The organism is Enterobacter sp. BIGb0383 (assembly GCF_003751845.1).
GTDB lineage: Bacteria > Pseudomonadota > Gammaproteobacteria > Enterobacterales > Enterobacteriaceae > BIGb0383.
Genome location: NZ_RJKQ01000001.1, coordinates 36,960 through 52,519, shown reverse-complemented (window position 1 = coordinate 52,519; position 15,560 = coordinate 36,960). Strand labels below are relative to the sequence as shown.

Below are 15,560 nucleotides of genomic sequence, written 5' to 3'. Positions count from 1 at the left end.
ACTGACCCCATGACGGTTTGATGACGCGCAGATGGCGGTTTTTAGACCGGTGCGGGTTATCTTTTCGCCCCAGGCCTAAAAAAACCGGCGGTTTATGCAAAAAAGTCTGCTAACTCACGGGATTGCGCGTAAAGTAAGCAGGCTTACTATTCGGCAAGGATCTCCCACAATGTTCGACACAACCCTGCTTATTTTACTGGGGCTGGCCGCACTCGGTTTTATCAGTCACAACACCACCGTCGCCGTCTCTGTTCTGGTACTTATTATTATTCGCGTGACGCCGCTGAACCAGTTTTTCCCGTGGGTGGAAAAACAGGGCCTGACGATCGGGATTATTATCCTGACCATCGGCGTGCTGGCCCCGATTGCCAGCGGCACCCTTCCCGCCTCGACGCTCATCCACTCCTTTACTAACTGGAAATCCCTGGTGGCGATTGCCGTAGGCATTTTTGTCTCCTGGCTCGGCGGACGCGGCGTGACGTTGATGACCACCCAGCCGTCTCTGGTCGCCGGTTTGCTGGTCGGCACCGTGCTGGGCGTGGCGCTGTTCCGTGGGATCCCGGTCGGGCCGCTGATTGCCGCCGGGATACTGTCTCTGATGCTCGGGAAACAGTAATTAGCTGACGCTCTCAAGGCCGGCCAGATAGCGCCCTGGCGTCTGGCCCAGCCCTTTTTTAAACATGGTAATAAAGGCGGTGGTGGAGTCGTATCCCAGGGCCTGCGCCGTCTGTTGTACCGACTGTCCGGCAATCAGCATCTGTAGCGAGAGGATCAGCTGGAGCTGGTGCCGCCAGCGGCGAAAACTGAGCCCCGTTTCCCGCACCACCAGCCGGGCAAGATTGCGCTCGCTCATGGCAAACGCCTGCGCCCACTGGGCCAGCGTTTGCCAGCGGGCAGGCTCTGCGGCCATGGTATCGACCATCTGACGAATTTTGGGATGACCGGAGACCGGAAGCTGTAGCTGCTGCTGTGCCGAACGCGGCAGCTCATCAAAGAGGACCTGAACCAGTCGCCCGGTCGCCGCATCCTGACGTCGTGCAGAAGAACGCGCCGCCAGGGTCAGGATCAGCTCCCGTACCAGCGGCGAGATCTTCAGCGTGCAGCAGTAGTCCGGCAGCGAAGCCGCGCCCGGTTCGATAAACAGAAAGCAGAGCTGCGCGCTCGGCGTTGCCCGATTGCTGTGCGGCAGCTGCCCGGGAACCCAGACCGCATAGTGCGGCGGCACCATCCACAGGGCGTTTTCCACCTCGCAGGTAATCGCGCCGTGCAGCGCCAGGATCAGCTGCCCTTTGCGGTGCTGATGTCGCGGAATATGCTGTTCGTCTTCGACGACCTGAATATGAAAAGCGACGGCAGGATCCTGCTCCAGGTCAGGATCGTAGCCGTCCAGTCCGAGTCCGTGCATTAAGTTGTCCGATATTAGCGATAATCTGTCATTTTAGCTTGATTCAATTCGAGGGCAAAACCGCTATCGTGTCGCCACATTTTGGCTAAAGAGAAAACCATGACCGTCATCACCCCTTCTGCCGGACGCAAAGCCCTGTGGCTTATCGCCGGTATTTTGCTGATAGCCACGACATTGCGAGTCACCTTTACCGGCGCAGCACCGCTGCTTGATATGATTCGGGCGGATTACGGCCTGACCACCGCCAAGACCGGCCTGCTGACCACGCTGCCGCTGCTGGCGTTTGGCCTGATCTCCCCGCTGGCCGCGGGCGTCGCCCGTCGGTTCGGCATGGAGCGCAGTCTGTTTGTCGCCATGCTGCTGATCTGCGCCGGTATTGCCGTACGGTCGCTGCCTTCTCCGGCCCTGCTGTTTATCGGTACGGCCATTATTGGCTGCGGCATTGCTCTCGGGAATGTCCTGCTGCCGGGACTGATTAAGCGCGACTTTGCCGGGCATATCGCGCGCATGACCGGTGCCTATTCCCTGACGATGGGTGCCGCCGCCGCCGCGGGTTCAGCGCTTGTTGTGCCTCTGGCAACGACGGGTGCTGGCTGGCAGGGTGCGCTGCTGATGCTGATGGCCTTTCCGCTGCTGGCCCTGCTGCTGTGGATCCCCCAGCTTCGCCAGCGCACCGCCGCGCAGGTTACCAGCGCGAAGAGCCTGCAAAATCGTGGGATCTGGCGTTCACTGCTGGCCTGGCAGGTCACGCTGTTTCTGGGGATCAACTCGCTGATTTACTACATCATCATCGGCTGGCTTCCGTCGATGCTGAGCGCCAACGGCTACGGCGAAGCCCAGGCCGGGTCGCTGCATGGCTTACTGCAGCTGGCAACGGCAGCACCTGGATTGCTTGTTCCGCTGATCCTCACCCGCCTGCGCGACCAGCGCGGAATTGCAGTGCTGGTTGCCATGATGTGCGCCGTCGGTGCCGCCGGACTCTGGCTCATGCCGGGACAGGCCGTGCTGTGGACGCTGATGTTTGGTTTCGGCTCGGGCGGCACGATGATCCTCGGCCTGACGTTTATCGGCCTGCGGGCAAGCAGCGCGCATATGGCGGCGGCGCTTTCGGGAATGTCGCAATCGGTGGGGTATTTGCTGGCCGCCTTTGGCCCGCCGCTGATGGGGAAAATTCACGATATCAGCGGGGACTGGCACTGGCCGCTTATCGCCTGCGCGCTGCTGGCGACGGCAATGGCCGGGTTCGGTTTTTGCGCCGGTCGGGAACAGGAAATCGGTGAGGAGTAAGGATTCTGCGGGCGCACGAGCCCGCAGAGTGAACGCCGTTTAGTCGCAGGCCGCGCGCAGCATCGCCTGTACCAGCGGCACCGGACGTCCTTCCAGCGCGCCACGCTCATGCTGGAACAGCGTCGCCACAAAGAACGGGTGGTTGGCCAGCTCTACCGCCCGGATCTCGCCTTCCGCATCCCAGCCGCTGACGCGCATATCGCTGTTTTCCAGCTCAAGAGCGAAGTCCGGCGCGATACCGTAGTTGCAGTGATACCCCTCTTCGATAGTCTCCCGGCCGTAGGCCCGGGCAATCAGGGTATTGGCCCGCAGTTCAATGGTGTCGGTTTTTTCCACCAGCGAACAGGTCAGTGGCGCAATCACCATCCGCCCAACGTGGTCGGTCTCGGCGTGGGCGGCATCGGCCCAGCCCATCACATGGCGCGCATATTCAATAATGGCGTGCTGAAAACCACCGCAGGTACCGAGGAACGGGATACCGTTCTCGCGCGCGTAGCGAATCGCAATAAAGGCACCGGCAGCATTCTGATAGGGGCTGGCGGGGACGACCCAGATAGCATCGTAGCCAATTAAGTCGTCCGCGCTCGCAATTTCGCTGGTCGCCAGCCAGTCATAATCGGCCACGCGTTCGAGCACGGCCGCAGCGTCGTCAATCGCTAACGGAATAGCCTGGTGGGCCAGCACGTCCGCGTTATAATCGCCAACTAAAGCAATGCGTAATGTCTCTTTGACCGGGGTAATTTCCATTGAGATAACCTTATGTGTGGCAATTGTCAGACAGCATAAGGAGCCTCACACTAACGATCTGTCCGCCTCATGACAATACATTAATTTCAGTGGGCAGATAAAAAGTACGTTGTACGCCCCATTGCGATATTGTCAGCATAGCATCACTCATTTGATAGCGCCGGGATCCCATAACGAAGTGAAAATGAAAACAAAAATTCTGGTCAGCGCCTGCCTGATGGGGTTTAAGGTTCGCTATAACGGCAGCCATAAAGACGAGGTCCAGCACACCCTCTCCCGCTGGCAGGAAGAGGGCCGACTGGTGGTTCACTGCCCGGAGCTGGCTGCGGGTTTGCCGGTTCCTCGCCTTCCGGCGGAGATCGTCGGGGGTGAAGGAAACGACGTCATGGCGGATCGGGCGAAAATTGTCGAGAGCGATGGCCGGGATGTGACCGCCCATTACCAGCTGGCCGCCTGGCTGGCGCTGGATGCCGCCCGCTCGGCCGGATGCGAAGCCGCGCTGCTGACCGACGGCAGCCCCACCTGCGGCAGTCGCACCATCTACAATGGACTTTTTCAGGGCGCGAAAAAACCCGGAGACGGCGTGGCCGCCGCGCTGCTGCGTCAGCATGGCATCAGGGTCTTTTCCGGCGAGCAGATCGACGAACTGATTCTGTGGGTAAACGAAAAGGAGAAGATGAATGATCCAGTGTAAACGCGTCTATGACGCGCAGAATAAGCAGGATGGTTATCGGGTCCTGGTTGACCGGCTGTGGCCACGCGGCGTGAAGAAGGAAGAGCTAAAGCCTGACGAGTGGTGCAAACTGCTGGCGCCTTCAACCGAACTGCGCAAGGCATTTCACGGCGAAGTCATTGATTTTGACAGCTTCAGCAAAGCCTACAGAGACGAACTGAATAAACAGCGTGACGAAGGCAAGCGGCTGGCGGCCCTTGCCGACGGAAAAACCGTCACGCTGCTCTATGCCGCGAAAGACACCGGGCAAAACCATGCTCTGGTGCTGGCAAAGTGGTTAGCTGAACTGTAGCGCGTCGTGCTGCTCGGGCTGGGTATCCGGCATCAGGGGCATCAGGTGTTCAGGACGCACAAAGGCAAAGCCGTGCTGGCAGCCTGGCGCGCTGACATCACCGGTAACCAGCCACAGAGAGCGCAGCGCGTCCCGAGGCAGTTCCGTCATCACGCCGTTGACCGGATTGATAAAGCGATCGCCGGGGTGGCATAGCGCAAACAGCTCGACGGATTTACCAATATTGGCCCGCCCGGCGGCGGTACGTGCACCAATAATCATCGCCACGGTGCCTGGCGTTAGCTGAAACATACTTCTCTACCCGTGAGTCACTTAATGTTTAAGATTATTCCTGGAGAGAAGTGTATCCTGGTTCAGCCCGCTCTGTCACTGCCCGCTGCGCACATGGTCTCGACGGTAGAGATCCCACTCTTCAATCGTCTCTCCGCCCGGTAGCTTACATTCCGTGCGTACGCCCTGTGGGGTCTGCACCGGGAAACGTTCACCGTGGCGCTCCAGGCAATAGACGGCGGCAGGGTTTGCCATCCCGACCTGAGCGGGAAGCGGCTTTTGCTCGGCTGGCGCGGAGCATCCTGCCACCAGCAGCGGCACAGCTATCCATAAGATCTTCATCGTTTTCTCCTTTGCGTCATTTGCAAACATCATGATATCTCCATCTTAACTGCATATTGTTCGTGTAAGGTTAGCCACGTTCACGCATAAAGATGAACATATCATTCCATATTCATTGAGTTTTGCCCCGTATCCCCATACGGGGCTTTTTTTTGTCCGCCCCTGATTTTAGGGGGAAGATACAGGATGTATTAAATTTTCCACATACATAGTTTACACTGTGCTGGTCGTCGAAAATTTCAGCATAGCGTGCGCGGTTTTTGCTCTGCGCACGGGAGTAAACCGTGTAATGTCAGATATCATCCTCGCTCGTGTATCACAAACGCTTGCCACGGAGCAGTCTCTGGAAGGACTGGTGCGTCAGCTTCTGGAAATGCTGGAGCTGGTCACTGAAATGGAATCAACCTACCTGACAAGGGTGGATACCGAGGCCCGGCTGCAGCATATCCTCTACGCCCGCAACAGCAAAGAAATGGAGATCCCCGAGGGCTTATCGGTCCCCTGGGATAACACCCTGTGCAAACGGGCAATCGATGAAGAGTGCTTTTACAGCAGTCAGGTTGCGGATCGCTGGGGTGATTGCGATGCTGCACAGGATCTCGGTATTACAACCTACCTGAGTACGCCGGTTCGGCTGGCCGACGGCTCCCTGTACGGCACCCTTTGCGCCGCCAGCACGGATGAACATGAAGTCAGCCTGCGCGGCGAACATGTTCTTCAGCTGTTTGCCGGGCTGATTGAGCAGTATATTCAGCGCGAATCCCTGGTAACGCAGCTGCGGGAAGCCAACGCGGCGCTGATCTCCCACTCCTATACCGATGCCCTGACCGGCCTGCCGAATCGCCGGTCGCTGTTTGAAAACCTGCCCACCCTCTTCTCGCTGGCGCGCCACCTGAACCGCAGCGTGATCATTGCCTATATCGATCTTGATAACTTTAAGGTTATTAACGACCACTATGGACACCAGGCCGGGGACAGTTTTTTACAGCAGATAGGCCAGCGCCTGACCTCGCAACGGGGCAGCGATGATATTGTCGCCCGCCTTGGCGGAGATGAGTTTCTGCTGGCTGCGCTCGGCGACAGCCTGGATAACCGACCCCATTCCGATCGAGTGGACACGCTGGCATTCGGCCTGGATCGGCAAATTCAGGGTGAGTACCGCCTCGGGACCAGCAGGATCTACTATCCCGGTGCCAGCATCGGCGTCATTGAAGTCGACCCGCAGAATATCGATACCGACAGCGCGCTTAGCGCCGCTGACACGGCGATGTATCAGGTGAAAAAGACGAAGCAGAAGGTGCCGCTTTCACATATCGAATAGTACAGAACGGCGTGGGGAAACCCACGCCGTTTCGGTTAGTGCGATTAAAGCCCGGTCCCAAAGGTAATCAACCCCAAAAGAATGCCCGGCGAATTGGCAATCACAATCGGCCAGTTTTTCTTTTCGCTGAGCAGTCCATAGCTCACCCACAAAATACAGTTAATGGCCGCGGCCAGCGGCTGGAGCGGGTTGGTTTTCAGACCGTGTAAATTATCCATAATCAGCGGAATATAAGAGATATACATCACGCAACAGGCGACCGTCGCCAGCCATCCCACCACGAAATGCGTTCTGTTGTCCTGCATACATCTGACCCTGTGCTCAAGGCCACTCAGACGGTGTCGCGTGACCTCACCGACTGCCGAATCACCAGCGCCCCTTCATGACGGCGAGGAGTGGATAGCGGCGTCTCTTCCTGAGGAGCAAGTATTCGTCTGACGGCATCGCGAATAATGTCATCCATGGGGATATGAATTGTGGTCAGCGCAGGGGTGAAATATTTCCCGATAACGGAATCATCGAAGCCTGCCAGAGAAATATCGTCCGGGATGCGCAGTCCGGCGTCGTGAAACGCTTTTGCCAGACCGATCGCCATATCATCATTGGCCGCCAGCACACAGCTAAACGCCTGTCCGCTGGCCAGTAGCGCACGGCCCGCGTCATAGCCGCTTTCCGTACTCCAGCTTCCCGTCACGATAAGCGCTGGATCCGGGGTGATACCGGCACGCTCAAGCGCGGCGTAGTAGCCCTGAAGACGGCTGCTGCCGGTGGGTGAACCCGCTGAACCGGCGACGAAGGCGATACGCCTGTGCCCCTGATCCAGCAAATAGTTCATCATCAGTTCACTGCTGCTGCGATGATCGATAAATACGGACTGATCGCGGTGGCGACAAAGTTCTCTGTTGATCACAACAATCGGGGTCGTGCAGGCGTCGATGATATCATCCAGCTCATCGACGCTGAGATATTTGGGGTAAATCATTATCGCTTCGCAGCGTAACTCCAGCAGCAGGTTGATCGCGTTGCGTTCATCCTGCGCACTGTGTTTGCCATCTGCCAGAACCAGCTGTCGGCTGTGAACTTCACTACAGGTCGCGGCCTGATAGATCATGCTGGAGAAAAAAGGTCCGTTATAAAGCCCGTTGGTGATCACAAGGCCCACCGAACGGGATGCGCTGGTTGCCAGCTGCCGCGCCAGTAAATTCGGCCGATAACCGGTCTCTTCGATGGCTTTGAATATTCGGGTCTTAACGTCATCGCTGACAAACACTTTGCCGTTAAGCGCCCGGGATACCGTCGCTTTCGAGACGCCGGCTTTCCTTGCGACATCCAGTATCGTAACCATACCTTTCCTCAGACAAACTTCGCTCACACAATGCGCTGTCGGCGTAACGTCTCCGGCCCGGCGCTGAAATATCACCTTTAATAATGCGTTGCCCTTCTCCACCAGCGGTGCAACTCTCTGCACCGCCGGGCCGATCCCTCTTTTTGCGCTACGTCAGGTCAGCGACATCAACGGCTGACCCACGCTAATCACGCCCTCAGACTGATGCCGGGTGAGGCGATACTCATCGCTGTTGACCACCAGCACAGGCGTCGTGAGATCGTATCCTTCACGCTCAATCTGCGCTTTATCAAATTCCAGCAGCGGCGTACCGGCGGCAACCACATCGCCCTCTTTCACCAGCGGGGTAAAATACTGACCCTGCAGGTTAACCGTGTTCAGACCGACATGGATAAGCAACTCGACGCCATTATCGCACATTAACCCAATCGCATGATGTGAATCGATTAACGTCTCCACGCGCGCCGCACAGGGCGCATACACTTTTCCATCATCCGGGCGGATGGCAATACCCTCGCCAAGCGCTCCGGAGGAGAAGGCATCATCGGCCACGCTTTCCAGCGGGATCAGTTCGCCTTTCAGCGGGCTGGCCATTTCTACGGCGCTCACCGTCGCGGTCGTTGCCACAGGGGCCGGACGGGATTCACTTTCCGTCGCCATTTCTTCTTCTACCGGATCGTCAAAACCAACAAACTGCACCATGACAATCGTCAGTACGATAGCCACACCGGCTCCGACCAGCTCCCCGATAAAGGACATTGGGGCTTCAGGGCTGATGGCGTTCACCAGGGTAAACAAACCCGGCAGCGCCGCATAGGCGTAGTAGAGTGAACCGAAGAAGCTGGCGACCACGGCCCCGATTGCCCCGCCGATACAGCCGCAAATAAAGGGCTTTTTGAAACGCAGGGTAACGCCATAAATCGCCGGTTCGGTGATCCCAAAAATCGCCGTGATACCGGCGGAGAATGCGGTACCTTTTAACTGCTTATTGCGGGTTTTCAGGAAGACACCAAATACGGCAGCCATCTGGCCGATAACGGCGATGGTCTGATAGGCCTGGAAGGAGTCGTATCCCTGGGTGTCGTAGTTGGCCATCACCACCGGGGTGATCCCCCAGTGCACGCCAAAGATAACGAAGACCTGCCAGACGCCGCCAATAACCGCAGCAGCCACCGCCGGTGCGGTTTCAAACAAGAAGTTGTAGCCACCGGCAACGCCCATCGCCGCCCAGTTGGTCAGCGGCCCGATCAGAATCAGCGTCAAAGGCACGATCACCAGGAAACAGATAAGCGGCGTAAACAGCGCGCTGACCACGTCCGGCATCCACTTCTCTACACGCTTTTCCAGCCAGGAGAGCGCCCAGACCAGGAACAGCGGCGGCAGTACCGAAGAGGTATAGACCGTTTCCGCCAGCGGGAAGAACAGGAAGTTAACGCTCTCGCCACCGGCAATTTTCCCGGCCATGACCGCCCATTCCGGGTTAATCAGCGCACAGCAGCAGAGCATGGCAATAAAGGGATTACACTTAAAATGCCGGGCGGCGGTCACGGCGATAAAGACCGGCAGGAAGCTGAACGGCGTCCAGGACATAAAGTTCAGCACGGCAAAGGTGCCGCTGGCTTTAAATTCGGGCATCAGCAGTGTGGCAACAATCAGCAGCCCCTGCAGGATCCCCGCCGCGGCAAGGATATAGACGATAGGCGCAAACACCGCAGACATGGTGGCGATCACCGCATCCAGCCAGCGGGTTTTAGGCTGCTTTGCCGAGCCGCTATTATCCTCTTTGACCAGCCCGGACATGGCGTTAAAGACATCCGCCACGTGGGTACCGATCACCACCTGAAACTGCCCGCCGCTCTCAACAACGGCGATAACGCCGGGCAGGCTCTGGATATTCTTCTTTGCCTGCTCCGGCGTGCTATGCAGCACCAGACGCAGACGTGTTGCGCAGCGGGTAAAGTTACTGATGTTCTCTTCGCCTCCCACTTCGTGGAGGATGTCACTGGCTAACTTAGTGTAATCCCTGATAACAGCCATGTTTTACCTTCTTATCATTGGAAGTTTATTGTGTGACCAATCGGTGAAACCGGTTTCATGCTAACCTGGCATCTTCGCCATGCAACCGGTTTCATGGAAATATGAGACACGAATCACTTTCAAGATGCTGAGTAATGTAAAAGTTTCTAATGAGTTGCGAGCTGGGTTGGAGATGTGCGTCTTGCAGTCGGCGGGAGAAAACGGGATGATAAGCGCCTGCGATTAACCCTGCACCGGGACTTCCCGGCAGATAACCCAACCGGTATTGCTATGAGAATTGGAATTCTCTTCCCTGTGGTAATTTTTATTGTCGCAGTGATCTTTCTGATATGGTTTTTTGTTGGCGGCTACGCGGCGCCTGGGAGCATAAAATGAGAAAAACCACGCTGATTATGCTCATCGTGGCTGTTGTGGCCATTGCGGGAAGCGGCCTGGGCTGGTGGTAACCGGCTGCCTGGCCGCTTACGCGTCAGGCCCGTTTTTACGTTTTGAGCAAACATACCAGAGGGTCGATGCGAAACAGAGTACATAGCCAAACAGCTCCACGCCCTCTTCCACCATATCCTTCACAATCCGGTTATACCCTTCCAGCATAATGTTGTGCCAGAGATGATTCATACCAAATAGCCGGGAGAAGATCAGCACGCACAGCAGACCGCTCAGCAACATGCCGTAGGCGGGGTGCCGCATAAAGGTGATCATCTGCGCCATGGCAGCAGACGCTTTATTGATGTTACACCCAATAACGACAGCGGCAGCGACCAGCGCGAACCACACCCATGCTCCGTGATGGAGTAAATCAAACACAAAGTCCATTTCACGAATTAACATGCACAAAAAGAACCCGGCAATGAGCGTCATCGCGCTACGCCGCGAGGGATTTTTCGCCTGCCACAGGTACAGCCCGACAATCATCGTCAGAATGACTTCCTGGGAAATTTCCGTTAGGGAGTTTTCTTTTATGCCGTTATTTAACCAGCTGACGTCAAGGTAGATTGCGAGAATAGCCAGAGCGGCGAGGAGAACCAGTAAAAGCGTAGAAATAATATGTTTAATAAAGAAAGACACGACAATAATAACCAATAAAATCAAAAGGTAATTATACGCCGAGGAATAATCTTATCTTTGCTATCCGTGCGTAATAGATTGTTCTATTTCTATGCTATGTTAAGCGAATGAGAGGCAATTATTAACGGTGAGAAAATGGGAAAAACCTTTTCCGGCGGGTGTTTATGCGGGCAAATACGCTTTCAGGCAACCGGCGATGCGCCAGTGCATCTGTGCTCGTGCGATATGTGTCAAAAGCATACCGGGGCATTAACCGCGGCATGGGCAGAGTTTGCTGCTGATAGCGTTCAGTGGACAGGTAAAGGTGGTCGTCCAGCGGTCTGGCGTTCATCGCCCCACTCCAGCCGGGCTTTCTGCCCACAATGCGGCAGCTCGCTGGGCGCTATCGACGATGCGCCAACCATTGCGCTACTGGTCGGCACCTTCGATCATCCGGACGACCCGACCCTGGTTGCAGAAGGTCACTCCTTTGAGGATATGGCACCTGGGTGGTGGCGGCAGCGGGTCAACGCTGGCGGTACGGAATAAGACTGGTGACAAATAGTCCTGTTGTTGCTCAATGTCAGTTGGTATCCAGTACCAGGTGTAATGACTTTTGCATGAGAGAAAGCCGTCGATAAATCGACGGCCTGTGATACTAGCTGCTTTGGTTAACTGGAGGTGTTGGCCATTTAAGATCTGCCGCAATTTCAGGATCAACAAGCTGAACTTCTTTTATATAGGCCAGCCATAGAATCAGGCTCGCCTTATCTTTATCGCTGATAATACCTAACTGTAGTTCTGTCTGCCATAGACCTATCGTTGCCTGTGCACCGATCAGTAACGCCGTTCTTTTCTGTTTTGCAGTTTCCACCTCCGCTGCATGTTGCGCTTCTGTATCGGTAGCCCACGCACTACCGCTCCAGATATCGTATGGGGTGGATGGTGACAGTGTGGTGGTATTTTTCGGGTAATCACCAGGTTTGCTTAAGGATATAGCAGCGCCATTTTCAACGTAATAAACCACCTCCCCACGATGATCAACGATCTGTTCCCAACCAGACTTATCCAATTTCCGACAAATTGCCCAGCCTTTCTTTTTCGTTGGAGGGCTATCAGTCGTAGAATACGCAGGGATTCCGACGCCTTTTGCTAAAAACTCAACTGAACTGCCAGTATATTCACGAGTGGTGGCATCATAGTTATACACAGTGATGGTTAAAGCTTCAGTTGCAATATTATTTTCATTCAACATCACACGGCCCTCACAATATAATTGTACGCAACGTTACGTGGACGAGTAGCACCATATCCAAACCCACTTTCTCCCAGCGCATATGGTGGCACTTTGATATTAAAGGGTACGAACTTTGTATTGCCATAATCTGCTGCGTCAACACTGTCAAAACCGGCATCTCTGTTCATAGACATTATTTGTTCTGTTATTGTTCCAGGGCGATTTATAGCCGATATCATCGAGCATAGGTTAAACGAGTCATATGATGGATCATGTATAGCAAGACTCCCCTTCTGCTGCGTTAGAATACCTCTGTCAGGATCAACTCTGCGCCCATCATCCCAGCCGCGAATAAATTCTCCCCGCAAGTCTGGTAGTATGAGATCGGGATAGGCCAGTGCAAGTTGAGGATATTGCGCGGCCATAAACGCCGCGCCGTTGCATTTGAGCCAGCCCGCTGGTGGCATGGCAGACGGCCATGGAACAGGGACGCCAACAGGCAATATAGAGCCTCCCCCCAAACCAAGGTATTCAAGAACCGCCGCCTTCGTCGTCGCCGCCAGAATATCCCTTCCCACCGGGGTCAGGTCCGTGAGCGATGCACCGTTGGCACCAGTGAAATACGGCAGTCGGTTAGCCGCCGGGACCAGAGCGCCCAGCGCCGAGGTGGCACCGGTTTTATTCTGGAACAGTTTGCTCAGCGCAGCGTTGAGCTGGTTGCGCTGGGTTTTATCCAGCGTATCGCCTGCCGCTTCGACGATGCCGACAATCTCTTCCTGCAGCATGTCAAAGTAGTCATCGTCCAGCTCGGTGGCCGGTACGCCGGTTTGCGGGTTCCCGCGGGTAAAACCATTCTTACCGACGCCGAATTTGTCTTTCTGCGCGGTGGAGGTATCAATTCGATGAGCCATAGTCTCTCCGTGTTACGGATAATAAAAAAGAACGTGTGTGTGGGAGGGGGAAAGTTTCTGCAGCACGCATTCGGCGACGGTATCGCCCCACATCCTCACTGGGGAGGTGCAGGTACCGGTACAGGTCATGGCGGTAATCACGGTCCGGGTTGGCATAGTGACCGCCCAGACGTAGCGCCACGCGACATCGTAAACCGCATCGGTACAGACGGAGCCACAGGTAAAGGGGCCCTTATCGTAGCGGGTGATGGTCGCTCCGGTGCGCCCCAGCGCGTCCAGCTGCGCCTGGTAGAAATCCTTGCTGATGCTGCCGGTCAGGTTCACTTTGGCATCCAGCCGCTGCTGGCGCTGGCGCAGGGTCTGGGTTCCCGCCGGGATGCACTCATCCGGCAGGCCCGTGATCTGTTCCCAGCGCCCAATCAGCTCCGAGGCTGCCCGCGGATCCAGTTCCAGGAGCAGATCGTCAAGACGCTGATGTACCCGCATAAGCGACGGAGCCAGTCCGCCAATCGCCGGATCGTTAAGCGACCAGGCGGGCCCCGGCGGCAGCAACCCCTCCAGCAAATGGCGGTAGTCGCTCAGGGCTATTTCCATTGCACATCCCCCAGCACGGCCAGCGCATTGCGGGCGATGGGGATATTCTCCGTCGGTAGCAGCAGCTGATGGCTGTACTCGCCGGTGGCAATGGAGATCGCCTCGTGGATGCGGGACAGCGCCAGCGTGCCCTCGGGCGTGCCATCCCGCAGCAGAAACGCCCGCAGCTCGGCAATCACCGCAGCGCGGACCGCTTCCGTATCCGGCGTCAGCCGAATCGAAAAGTCGACCGTCTGGCGCTGTGGGGCAAACACATACAGACTGGAACCCGCTACCGGAGCCAGCGGGGCGATATGGGCCTGTACCTCAGCCACAACCCCGGCCTCTGGCACCGGGTTTACCGGGTCGCTACCGGCCACCATCACGCCAACCGTCCCGGTCCCAAGCCAGTGGCGATAAACCCAGGCCCGCGTGACGCCGGGCACTTCCTTCGCCCAGATCACGTAGTCGCCGTCGGCACCGCCCAGCGGTGTCCATGAGTAACGCTCCAGTACCCGACCGCGCCAGGTCTCCAGCGGCTCGATATCAAAACCGCCGTTAAGCGACTCCGCCATGCCGATGGAGGGCAGGCCGCTAACCGGCGTGACCAGCCACAGAGATTCGCCGTCGTCCATATTGCCGCTCTCTCCCGCCGCACTGCAGGTAACAGGCACACGGAGTACCCCCCCGGCGCTGGTCGGCGACGCGGTCACCTGGTACTGAAGCAGATCGTCGCGCTGGATCAGGCTGCCTTCTCTGAGGGTGATGCCGTCGGTGACGCCATCCCAGCGCATATAGCCCGTTGCTGCCGTGGCCGTCTTGCGTGGGCAACGCTTCATTGCCGCATGGCGCGACAGCCACTCTTCATTGCATTTGTCCGGCAGCATATTGAGAGCCAGATGATCGATATAGCCATACAGCGTATGCAGGGCCGCGGCGTAGACCTTCGCCCGCACATCTTCGTCCATTCGCCGCAGCGTCTCGCTGATATCGAGCATGGCGAACAGGTCCGTGCGCAGCATGCTGATATTTTCCGTCAGCGTCGGTCGCTGAAATTCACTCTCCGCCATGGGTGATTGCACTCCATAAGTCGTCAAAAGAAATCGTCACCGGCCCGTCGCGACGCCAGAGCGTGATACGGTTGCCGAGTTCATTAATACCGGTACGCTGGATATCGAGATCGATGCGTGACACCACGCCATCGTCAATCAGCCAGCGCAGCGCCTCATTGATATAACCGCGCACGGTATTGACCAGCGCATTGGTCAGCGTGCTGCGCTGGAGCTGCCAGAGCCGCGAGCCGTAGCGATCGTTCTGCACCATCGGCCAGCTATCGCCCCACCAGCCCATTGGCATCTCCACGTTGTCGTCCGGCTCTGCCCGCCGCCAGGTGAAGAGCGAAATCACCACCGCGCGGGTAAGCCTGTCCAGAGGCGCGTCCGCACGGGTCCGACGGCCATCGACCGTTAACCAAAGTTCCATTAGCCCTCCATTTTCTGATTGGGTTGATCCGTATTGCTGCCCTGACCGTTTTCCCGATGCTGGTGACCGTTGTAGGCAACGCGCATGGCGGCCATGCTCAGACCATCGCCATCACACCGATCGGTAATCTGGCCCGTGGCTTCGATATCCATCTCAAAGCGGGCCTTCGGTGCATTGCGAAAAATCAACGGCATACCACCACCGTTGACCACGATGCCCTCCCGTGTCAGCGTCACCGACTGTCCTCGATCGTCATACAGCGCCACTTCGCCACTTTTCAGCCCTTTAAGCCGATAGCGACGATCGGAGACCGCGAGGGTCACCGCGTGGGATCGGTCGCCGTCAGGAAAGAGCACGATAGCTTCGGCCCCGGCATGCGCCCGGGCGGTGAATCCATAAGGCTCAATATGCTCAATGCCGCCCTTCTGCTCACCGGCGATCAGCGCCACATCCGCGCTCTGACACTTCCCCGAGGCATCCAGGCTGCTCACCACGGCCCGCTCGATAAGCCCGAGGATCTGCTGCTGCATC

21 protein-coding genes are annotated in these 15,560 nt (G+C 56.9%); 7 read left to right on the top strand and 14 right to left on the bottom strand.

What is annotated here, in order from left to right:
• Nucleotides 1-169 precede the first annotated feature (169 nt).
• Nucleotides 170-616, top strand: a complete 447-nt coding sequence (locus EDF81_RS00290; protein ID WP_123345205.1) for a DUF441 domain-containing protein — start codon at nucleotides 170-172, stop codon at nucleotides 614-616.
• On the opposite strand, the gene EDF81_RS00285 is transcribed toward EDF81_RS00290, so the two are convergent.
• Nucleotides 617-1,405 carry a helix-turn-helix domain-containing protein gene (locus EDF81_RS00285; RefSeq protein WP_123345203.1) on the bottom strand — a complete coding sequence of 263 codons (789 nt, stop codon included), beginning with the start codon at nucleotides 1,403-1,405 and terminating at the stop codon, nucleotides 617-619.
• Nucleotides 1,406-1,513: 108 nt separating this feature from the next.
• Between EDF81_RS00285 and EDF81_RS00280 the strand changes: the two genes are divergently transcribed.
• Nucleotides 1,514-2,692 carry a CynX/NimT family MFS transporter gene (locus tag EDF81_RS00280; protein ID WP_404851459.1) on the top strand — a complete coding sequence of 393 codons (1,179 nt, stop codon included), beginning with the start codon at nucleotides 1,514-1,516 and terminating at the stop codon, nucleotides 2,690-2,692.
• 39 nt (nucleotides 2,693-2,731) lie between these two features.
• On the opposite strand, the gene EDF81_RS00275 is transcribed toward EDF81_RS00280, so the two are convergent.
• The gene (locus EDF81_RS00275; RefSeq protein ID WP_123345200.1) at nucleotides 2,732-3,439 is read right to left on the bottom strand and encodes a CTP synthase; all 708 of its coding nucleotides are present in this window, start codon (nucleotides 3,437-3,439) and stop codon (nucleotides 2,732-2,734) included.
• A 184-nt stretch (nucleotides 3,440-3,623) separates the two neighbouring features.
• Between EDF81_RS00275 and EDF81_RS00270 the strand changes: the two genes are divergently transcribed.
• Both EDF81_RS00270 and EDF81_RS00265 read left to right on the top strand, forming a co-directional pair.
• On the top strand, nucleotides 3,624-4,133 hold the full coding sequence (locus tag EDF81_RS00270) for a DUF523 domain-containing protein (protein WP_123345198.1): 510 nt from the start codon (nucleotides 3,624-3,626) through the stop codon (nucleotides 4,131-4,133).
• Nucleotides 4,120-4,464, top strand: a complete 345-nt coding sequence (locus tag EDF81_RS00265; RefSeq protein WP_123345196.1) for a DUF488 domain-containing protein — start codon at nucleotides 4,120-4,122, stop codon at nucleotides 4,462-4,464. Before EDF81_RS00270 ends, EDF81_RS00265 begins: the two co-directional genes overlap by 14 nt.
• Here EDF81_RS00265 and EDF81_RS00260 read toward each other — a convergent pair.
• Together EDF81_RS00260 and EDF81_RS00255 are read right to left on the bottom strand one after the other, a co-directional pair.
• The gene (locus EDF81_RS00260) at nucleotides 4,450-4,755 is read right to left on the bottom strand and encodes a hypothetical protein (RefSeq protein ID WP_123345195.1); all 306 of its coding nucleotides are present in this window, start codon (nucleotides 4,753-4,755) and stop codon (nucleotides 4,450-4,452) included. The genes EDF81_RS00265 and EDF81_RS00260 overlap by 15 nt on opposite strands.
• A gap of 75 nt (nucleotides 4,756-4,830) precedes the next feature.
• Nucleotides 4,831-5,076 carry a DUF333 domain-containing protein gene (locus EDF81_RS00255; RefSeq protein WP_123347626.1) on the bottom strand — a complete coding sequence of 82 codons (246 nt, stop codon included), beginning with the start codon at nucleotides 5,074-5,076 and terminating at the stop codon, nucleotides 4,831-4,833.
• Between the two features lie 289 nt (nucleotides 5,077-5,365).
• On the opposite strand from EDF81_RS00255, the gene EDF81_RS00250 reads away from it, so the two are divergent.
• The gene (locus EDF81_RS00250; protein WP_123345193.1) at nucleotides 5,366-6,397 is read left to right on the top strand and encodes a diguanylate cyclase; all 1,032 of its coding nucleotides are present in this window, start codon (nucleotides 5,366-5,368) and stop codon (nucleotides 6,395-6,397) included.
• Between the two features lie 44 nt (nucleotides 6,398-6,441).
• On the opposite strand, the gene EDF81_RS00245 is transcribed toward EDF81_RS00250, so the two are convergent.
• The 3 genes from EDF81_RS00245 to EDF81_RS00235 all read right to left on the bottom strand — a co-directional run bounded on the left by EDF81_RS00245 (nucleotide 6,442) and on the right by EDF81_RS00235 (nucleotide 9,779).
• Nucleotides 6,442-6,702 (bottom strand): hypothetical protein, encoded by a 261-nt coding sequence (locus EDF81_RS00245; RefSeq protein WP_123345191.1) that lies wholly within the window; start codon nucleotides 6,700-6,702, stop codon nucleotides 6,442-6,444.
• Between the two features lie 26 nt (nucleotides 6,703-6,728).
• Nucleotides 6,729-7,742, bottom strand: coding sequence for a LacI family DNA-binding transcriptional regulator (locus EDF81_RS00240; protein WP_123345189.1), 1,014 nt, complete (start codon nucleotides 7,740-7,742; stop codon nucleotides 6,729-6,731).
• A gap of 153 nt (nucleotides 7,743-7,895) precedes the next feature.
• Nucleotides 7,896-9,779, bottom strand: a complete 1,884-nt coding sequence (locus EDF81_RS00235; RefSeq protein ID WP_123345187.1) for a beta-glucoside-specific PTS transporter subunit IIABC — start codon at nucleotides 9,777-9,779, stop codon at nucleotides 7,896-7,898.
• Nucleotides 9,780-10,049: 270 nt separating this feature from the next.
• Here EDF81_RS00235 and EDF81_RS00230 point away from each other — a divergent pair, with 270 nt between their 5' ends.
• Complete coding sequence (locus tag EDF81_RS00230) at nucleotides 10,050-10,154, top strand: YoaK family small membrane protein (RefSeq protein WP_123347625.1); 105 nt, start codon at nucleotides 10,050-10,052, stop codon at nucleotides 10,152-10,154.
• A gap of 87 nt (nucleotides 10,155-10,241) precedes the next feature.
• Here the strand turns inward: EDF81_RS00230 and EDF81_RS00225 are convergent, their stop codons facing one another.
• The gene (locus EDF81_RS00225) at nucleotides 10,242-10,847 is read right to left on the bottom strand and encodes a hypothetical protein (RefSeq protein ID WP_260232621.1); all 606 of its coding nucleotides are present in this window, start codon (nucleotides 10,845-10,847) and stop codon (nucleotides 10,242-10,244) included.
• Nucleotides 10,848-10,982: 135 nt separating this feature from the next.
• Between EDF81_RS00225 and EDF81_RS00220 the strand changes: the two genes are divergently transcribed.
• Complete coding sequence (locus EDF81_RS00220) at nucleotides 10,983-11,375, top strand: GFA family protein (protein WP_123345185.1); 393 nt, start codon at nucleotides 10,983-10,985, stop codon at nucleotides 11,373-11,375.
• A 109-nt stretch (nucleotides 11,376-11,484) separates the two neighbouring features.
• On the opposite strand, the gene EDF81_RS00215 is transcribed toward EDF81_RS00220, so the two are convergent.
• From EDF81_RS00215 to EDF81_RS00190, 6 genes are read right to left on the bottom strand one after another with little or no spacing between them, the layout of a single operon-like run.
• Nucleotides 11,485-12,081 carry a tail fiber assembly protein gene (locus tag EDF81_RS00215; protein ID WP_123345183.1) on the bottom strand — a complete coding sequence of 199 codons (597 nt, stop codon included), beginning with the start codon at nucleotides 12,079-12,081 and terminating at the stop codon, nucleotides 11,485-11,487.
• Nucleotides 12,081-12,974, bottom strand: coding sequence for a phage tail protein (locus EDF81_RS00210; RefSeq protein WP_123345182.1), 894 nt, complete (start codon nucleotides 12,972-12,974; stop codon nucleotides 12,081-12,083). The genes EDF81_RS00215 and EDF81_RS00210 overlap by 1 nt, the downstream gene beginning before the upstream one ends.
• A 12-nt stretch (nucleotides 12,975-12,986) precedes the next feature.
• On the bottom strand, nucleotides 12,987-13,568 hold the full coding sequence (locus EDF81_RS00205; protein WP_123345180.1) for a YmfQ family protein: 582 nt from the start codon (nucleotides 13,566-13,568) through the stop codon (nucleotides 12,987-12,989).
• Complete coding sequence (locus EDF81_RS00200; RefSeq protein WP_123345178.1) at nucleotides 13,559-14,617, bottom strand: baseplate J/gp47 family protein; 1,059 nt, start codon at nucleotides 14,615-14,617, stop codon at nucleotides 13,559-13,561. The genes EDF81_RS00205 and EDF81_RS00200 overlap by 10 nt, the downstream gene beginning before the upstream one ends.
• Nucleotides 14,604-15,029, bottom strand: a complete 426-nt coding sequence (locus tag EDF81_RS00195; RefSeq protein ID WP_123345176.1) for a phage GP46 family protein — start codon at nucleotides 15,027-15,029, stop codon at nucleotides 14,604-14,606. Before EDF81_RS00195 ends, EDF81_RS00200 begins: the two co-directional genes overlap by 14 nt.
• The gene (locus EDF81_RS00190) at nucleotides 15,029-15,559 is read right to left on the bottom strand and encodes a phage baseplate assembly protein (RefSeq protein WP_404851457.1); all 531 of its coding nucleotides are present in this window, start codon (nucleotides 15,557-15,559) and stop codon (nucleotides 15,029-15,031) included. The genes EDF81_RS00195 and EDF81_RS00190 overlap by 1 nt, the downstream gene beginning before the upstream one ends.
• Between the last annotated feature and the right edge of the window lies 1 nt (nucleotide 15,560).

Excerpts from the sequence above, each read along its gene's own strand:
- EDF81_RS00190 (WP_404851457.1), bottom strand. The coding sequence starts at position 15,559 with ATGCAGCAGCAGATCCTCGGGCTTATCGAGCGGGCCGTGGTGAGCAGC.
- EDF81_RS00245 (WP_123345191.1), bottom strand. The coding sequence starts at position 6,702 with ATGCAGGACAACAGAACGCATTTCGTGGTGGGATGGCTGGCGACGGTC.
- EDF81_RS00200 (WP_123345178.1), bottom strand. The coding sequence starts at position 14,617 with ATGGCGGAGAGTGAATTTCAGCGACCGACGCTGACGGAAAATATCAGC.
- EDF81_RS00210 (WP_123345182.1), bottom strand. The coding sequence starts at position 12,974 with ATGGCTCATCGAATTGATACCTCCACCGCGCAGAAAGACAAATTCGGC.
- EDF81_RS00270 (WP_123345198.1), top strand. The coding sequence starts at position 3,624 with ATGAAAACAAAAATTCTGGTCAGCGCCTGCCTGATGGGGTTTAAGGTT.
- EDF81_RS00250 (WP_123345193.1), top strand. The coding sequence starts at position 5,366 with ATGTCAGATATCATCCTCGCTCGTGTATCACAAACGCTTGCCACGGAG.
- EDF81_RS00285 (WP_123345203.1), bottom strand. The coding sequence starts at position 1,405 with ATGCACGGACTCGGACTGGACGGCTACGATCCTGACCTGGAGCAGGAT.
- EDF81_RS00290 (WP_123345205.1), top strand. The coding sequence starts at position 170 with ATGTTCGACACAACCCTGCTTATTTTACTGGGGCTGGCCGCACTCGGT.
- EDF81_RS00195 (WP_123345176.1), bottom strand. The coding sequence starts at position 15,029 with ATGGAACTTTGGTTAACGGTCGATGGCCGTCGGACCCGTGCGGACGCG.
- EDF81_RS00215 (WP_123345183.1), bottom strand. The coding sequence starts at position 12,081 with ATGTTGAATGAAAATAATATTGCAACTGAAGCTTTAACCATCACTGTG.
- EDF81_RS00260 (WP_123345195.1), bottom strand. The coding sequence starts at position 4,755 with ATGTTTCAGCTAACGCCAGGCACCGTGGCGATGATTATTGGTGCACGT.
- EDF81_RS00265 (WP_123345196.1), top strand. The coding sequence starts at position 4,120 with ATGATCCAGTGTAAACGCGTCTATGACGCGCAGAATAAGCAGGATGGT.
- EDF81_RS00220 (WP_123345185.1), top strand. The coding sequence starts at position 10,983 with ATGGGAAAAACCTTTTCCGGCGGGTGTTTATGCGGGCAAATACGCTTT.
- EDF81_RS00255 (WP_123347626.1), bottom strand. The coding sequence starts at position 5,076 with ATGAAGATCTTATGGATAGCTGTGCCGCTGCTGGTGGCAGGATGCTCC.
- EDF81_RS00235 (WP_123345187.1), bottom strand. The coding sequence starts at position 9,779 with ATGGCTGTTATCAGGGATTACACTAAGTTAGCCAGTGACATCCTCCAC.
- EDF81_RS00275 (WP_123345200.1), bottom strand. The coding sequence starts at position 3,439 with ATGGAAATTACCCCGGTCAAAGAGACATTACGCATTGCTTTAGTTGGC.
- EDF81_RS00230 (WP_123347625.1), top strand. The coding sequence starts at position 10,050 with ATGAGAATTGGAATTCTCTTCCCTGTGGTAATTTTTATTGTCGCAGTG.
- EDF81_RS00205 (WP_123345180.1), bottom strand. The coding sequence starts at position 13,568 with ATGGAAATAGCCCTGAGCGACTACCGCCATTTGCTGGAGGGGTTGCTG.
- EDF81_RS00240 (WP_123345189.1), bottom strand. The coding sequence starts at position 7,742 with ATGGTTACGATACTGGATGTCGCAAGGAAAGCCGGCGTCTCGAAAGCG.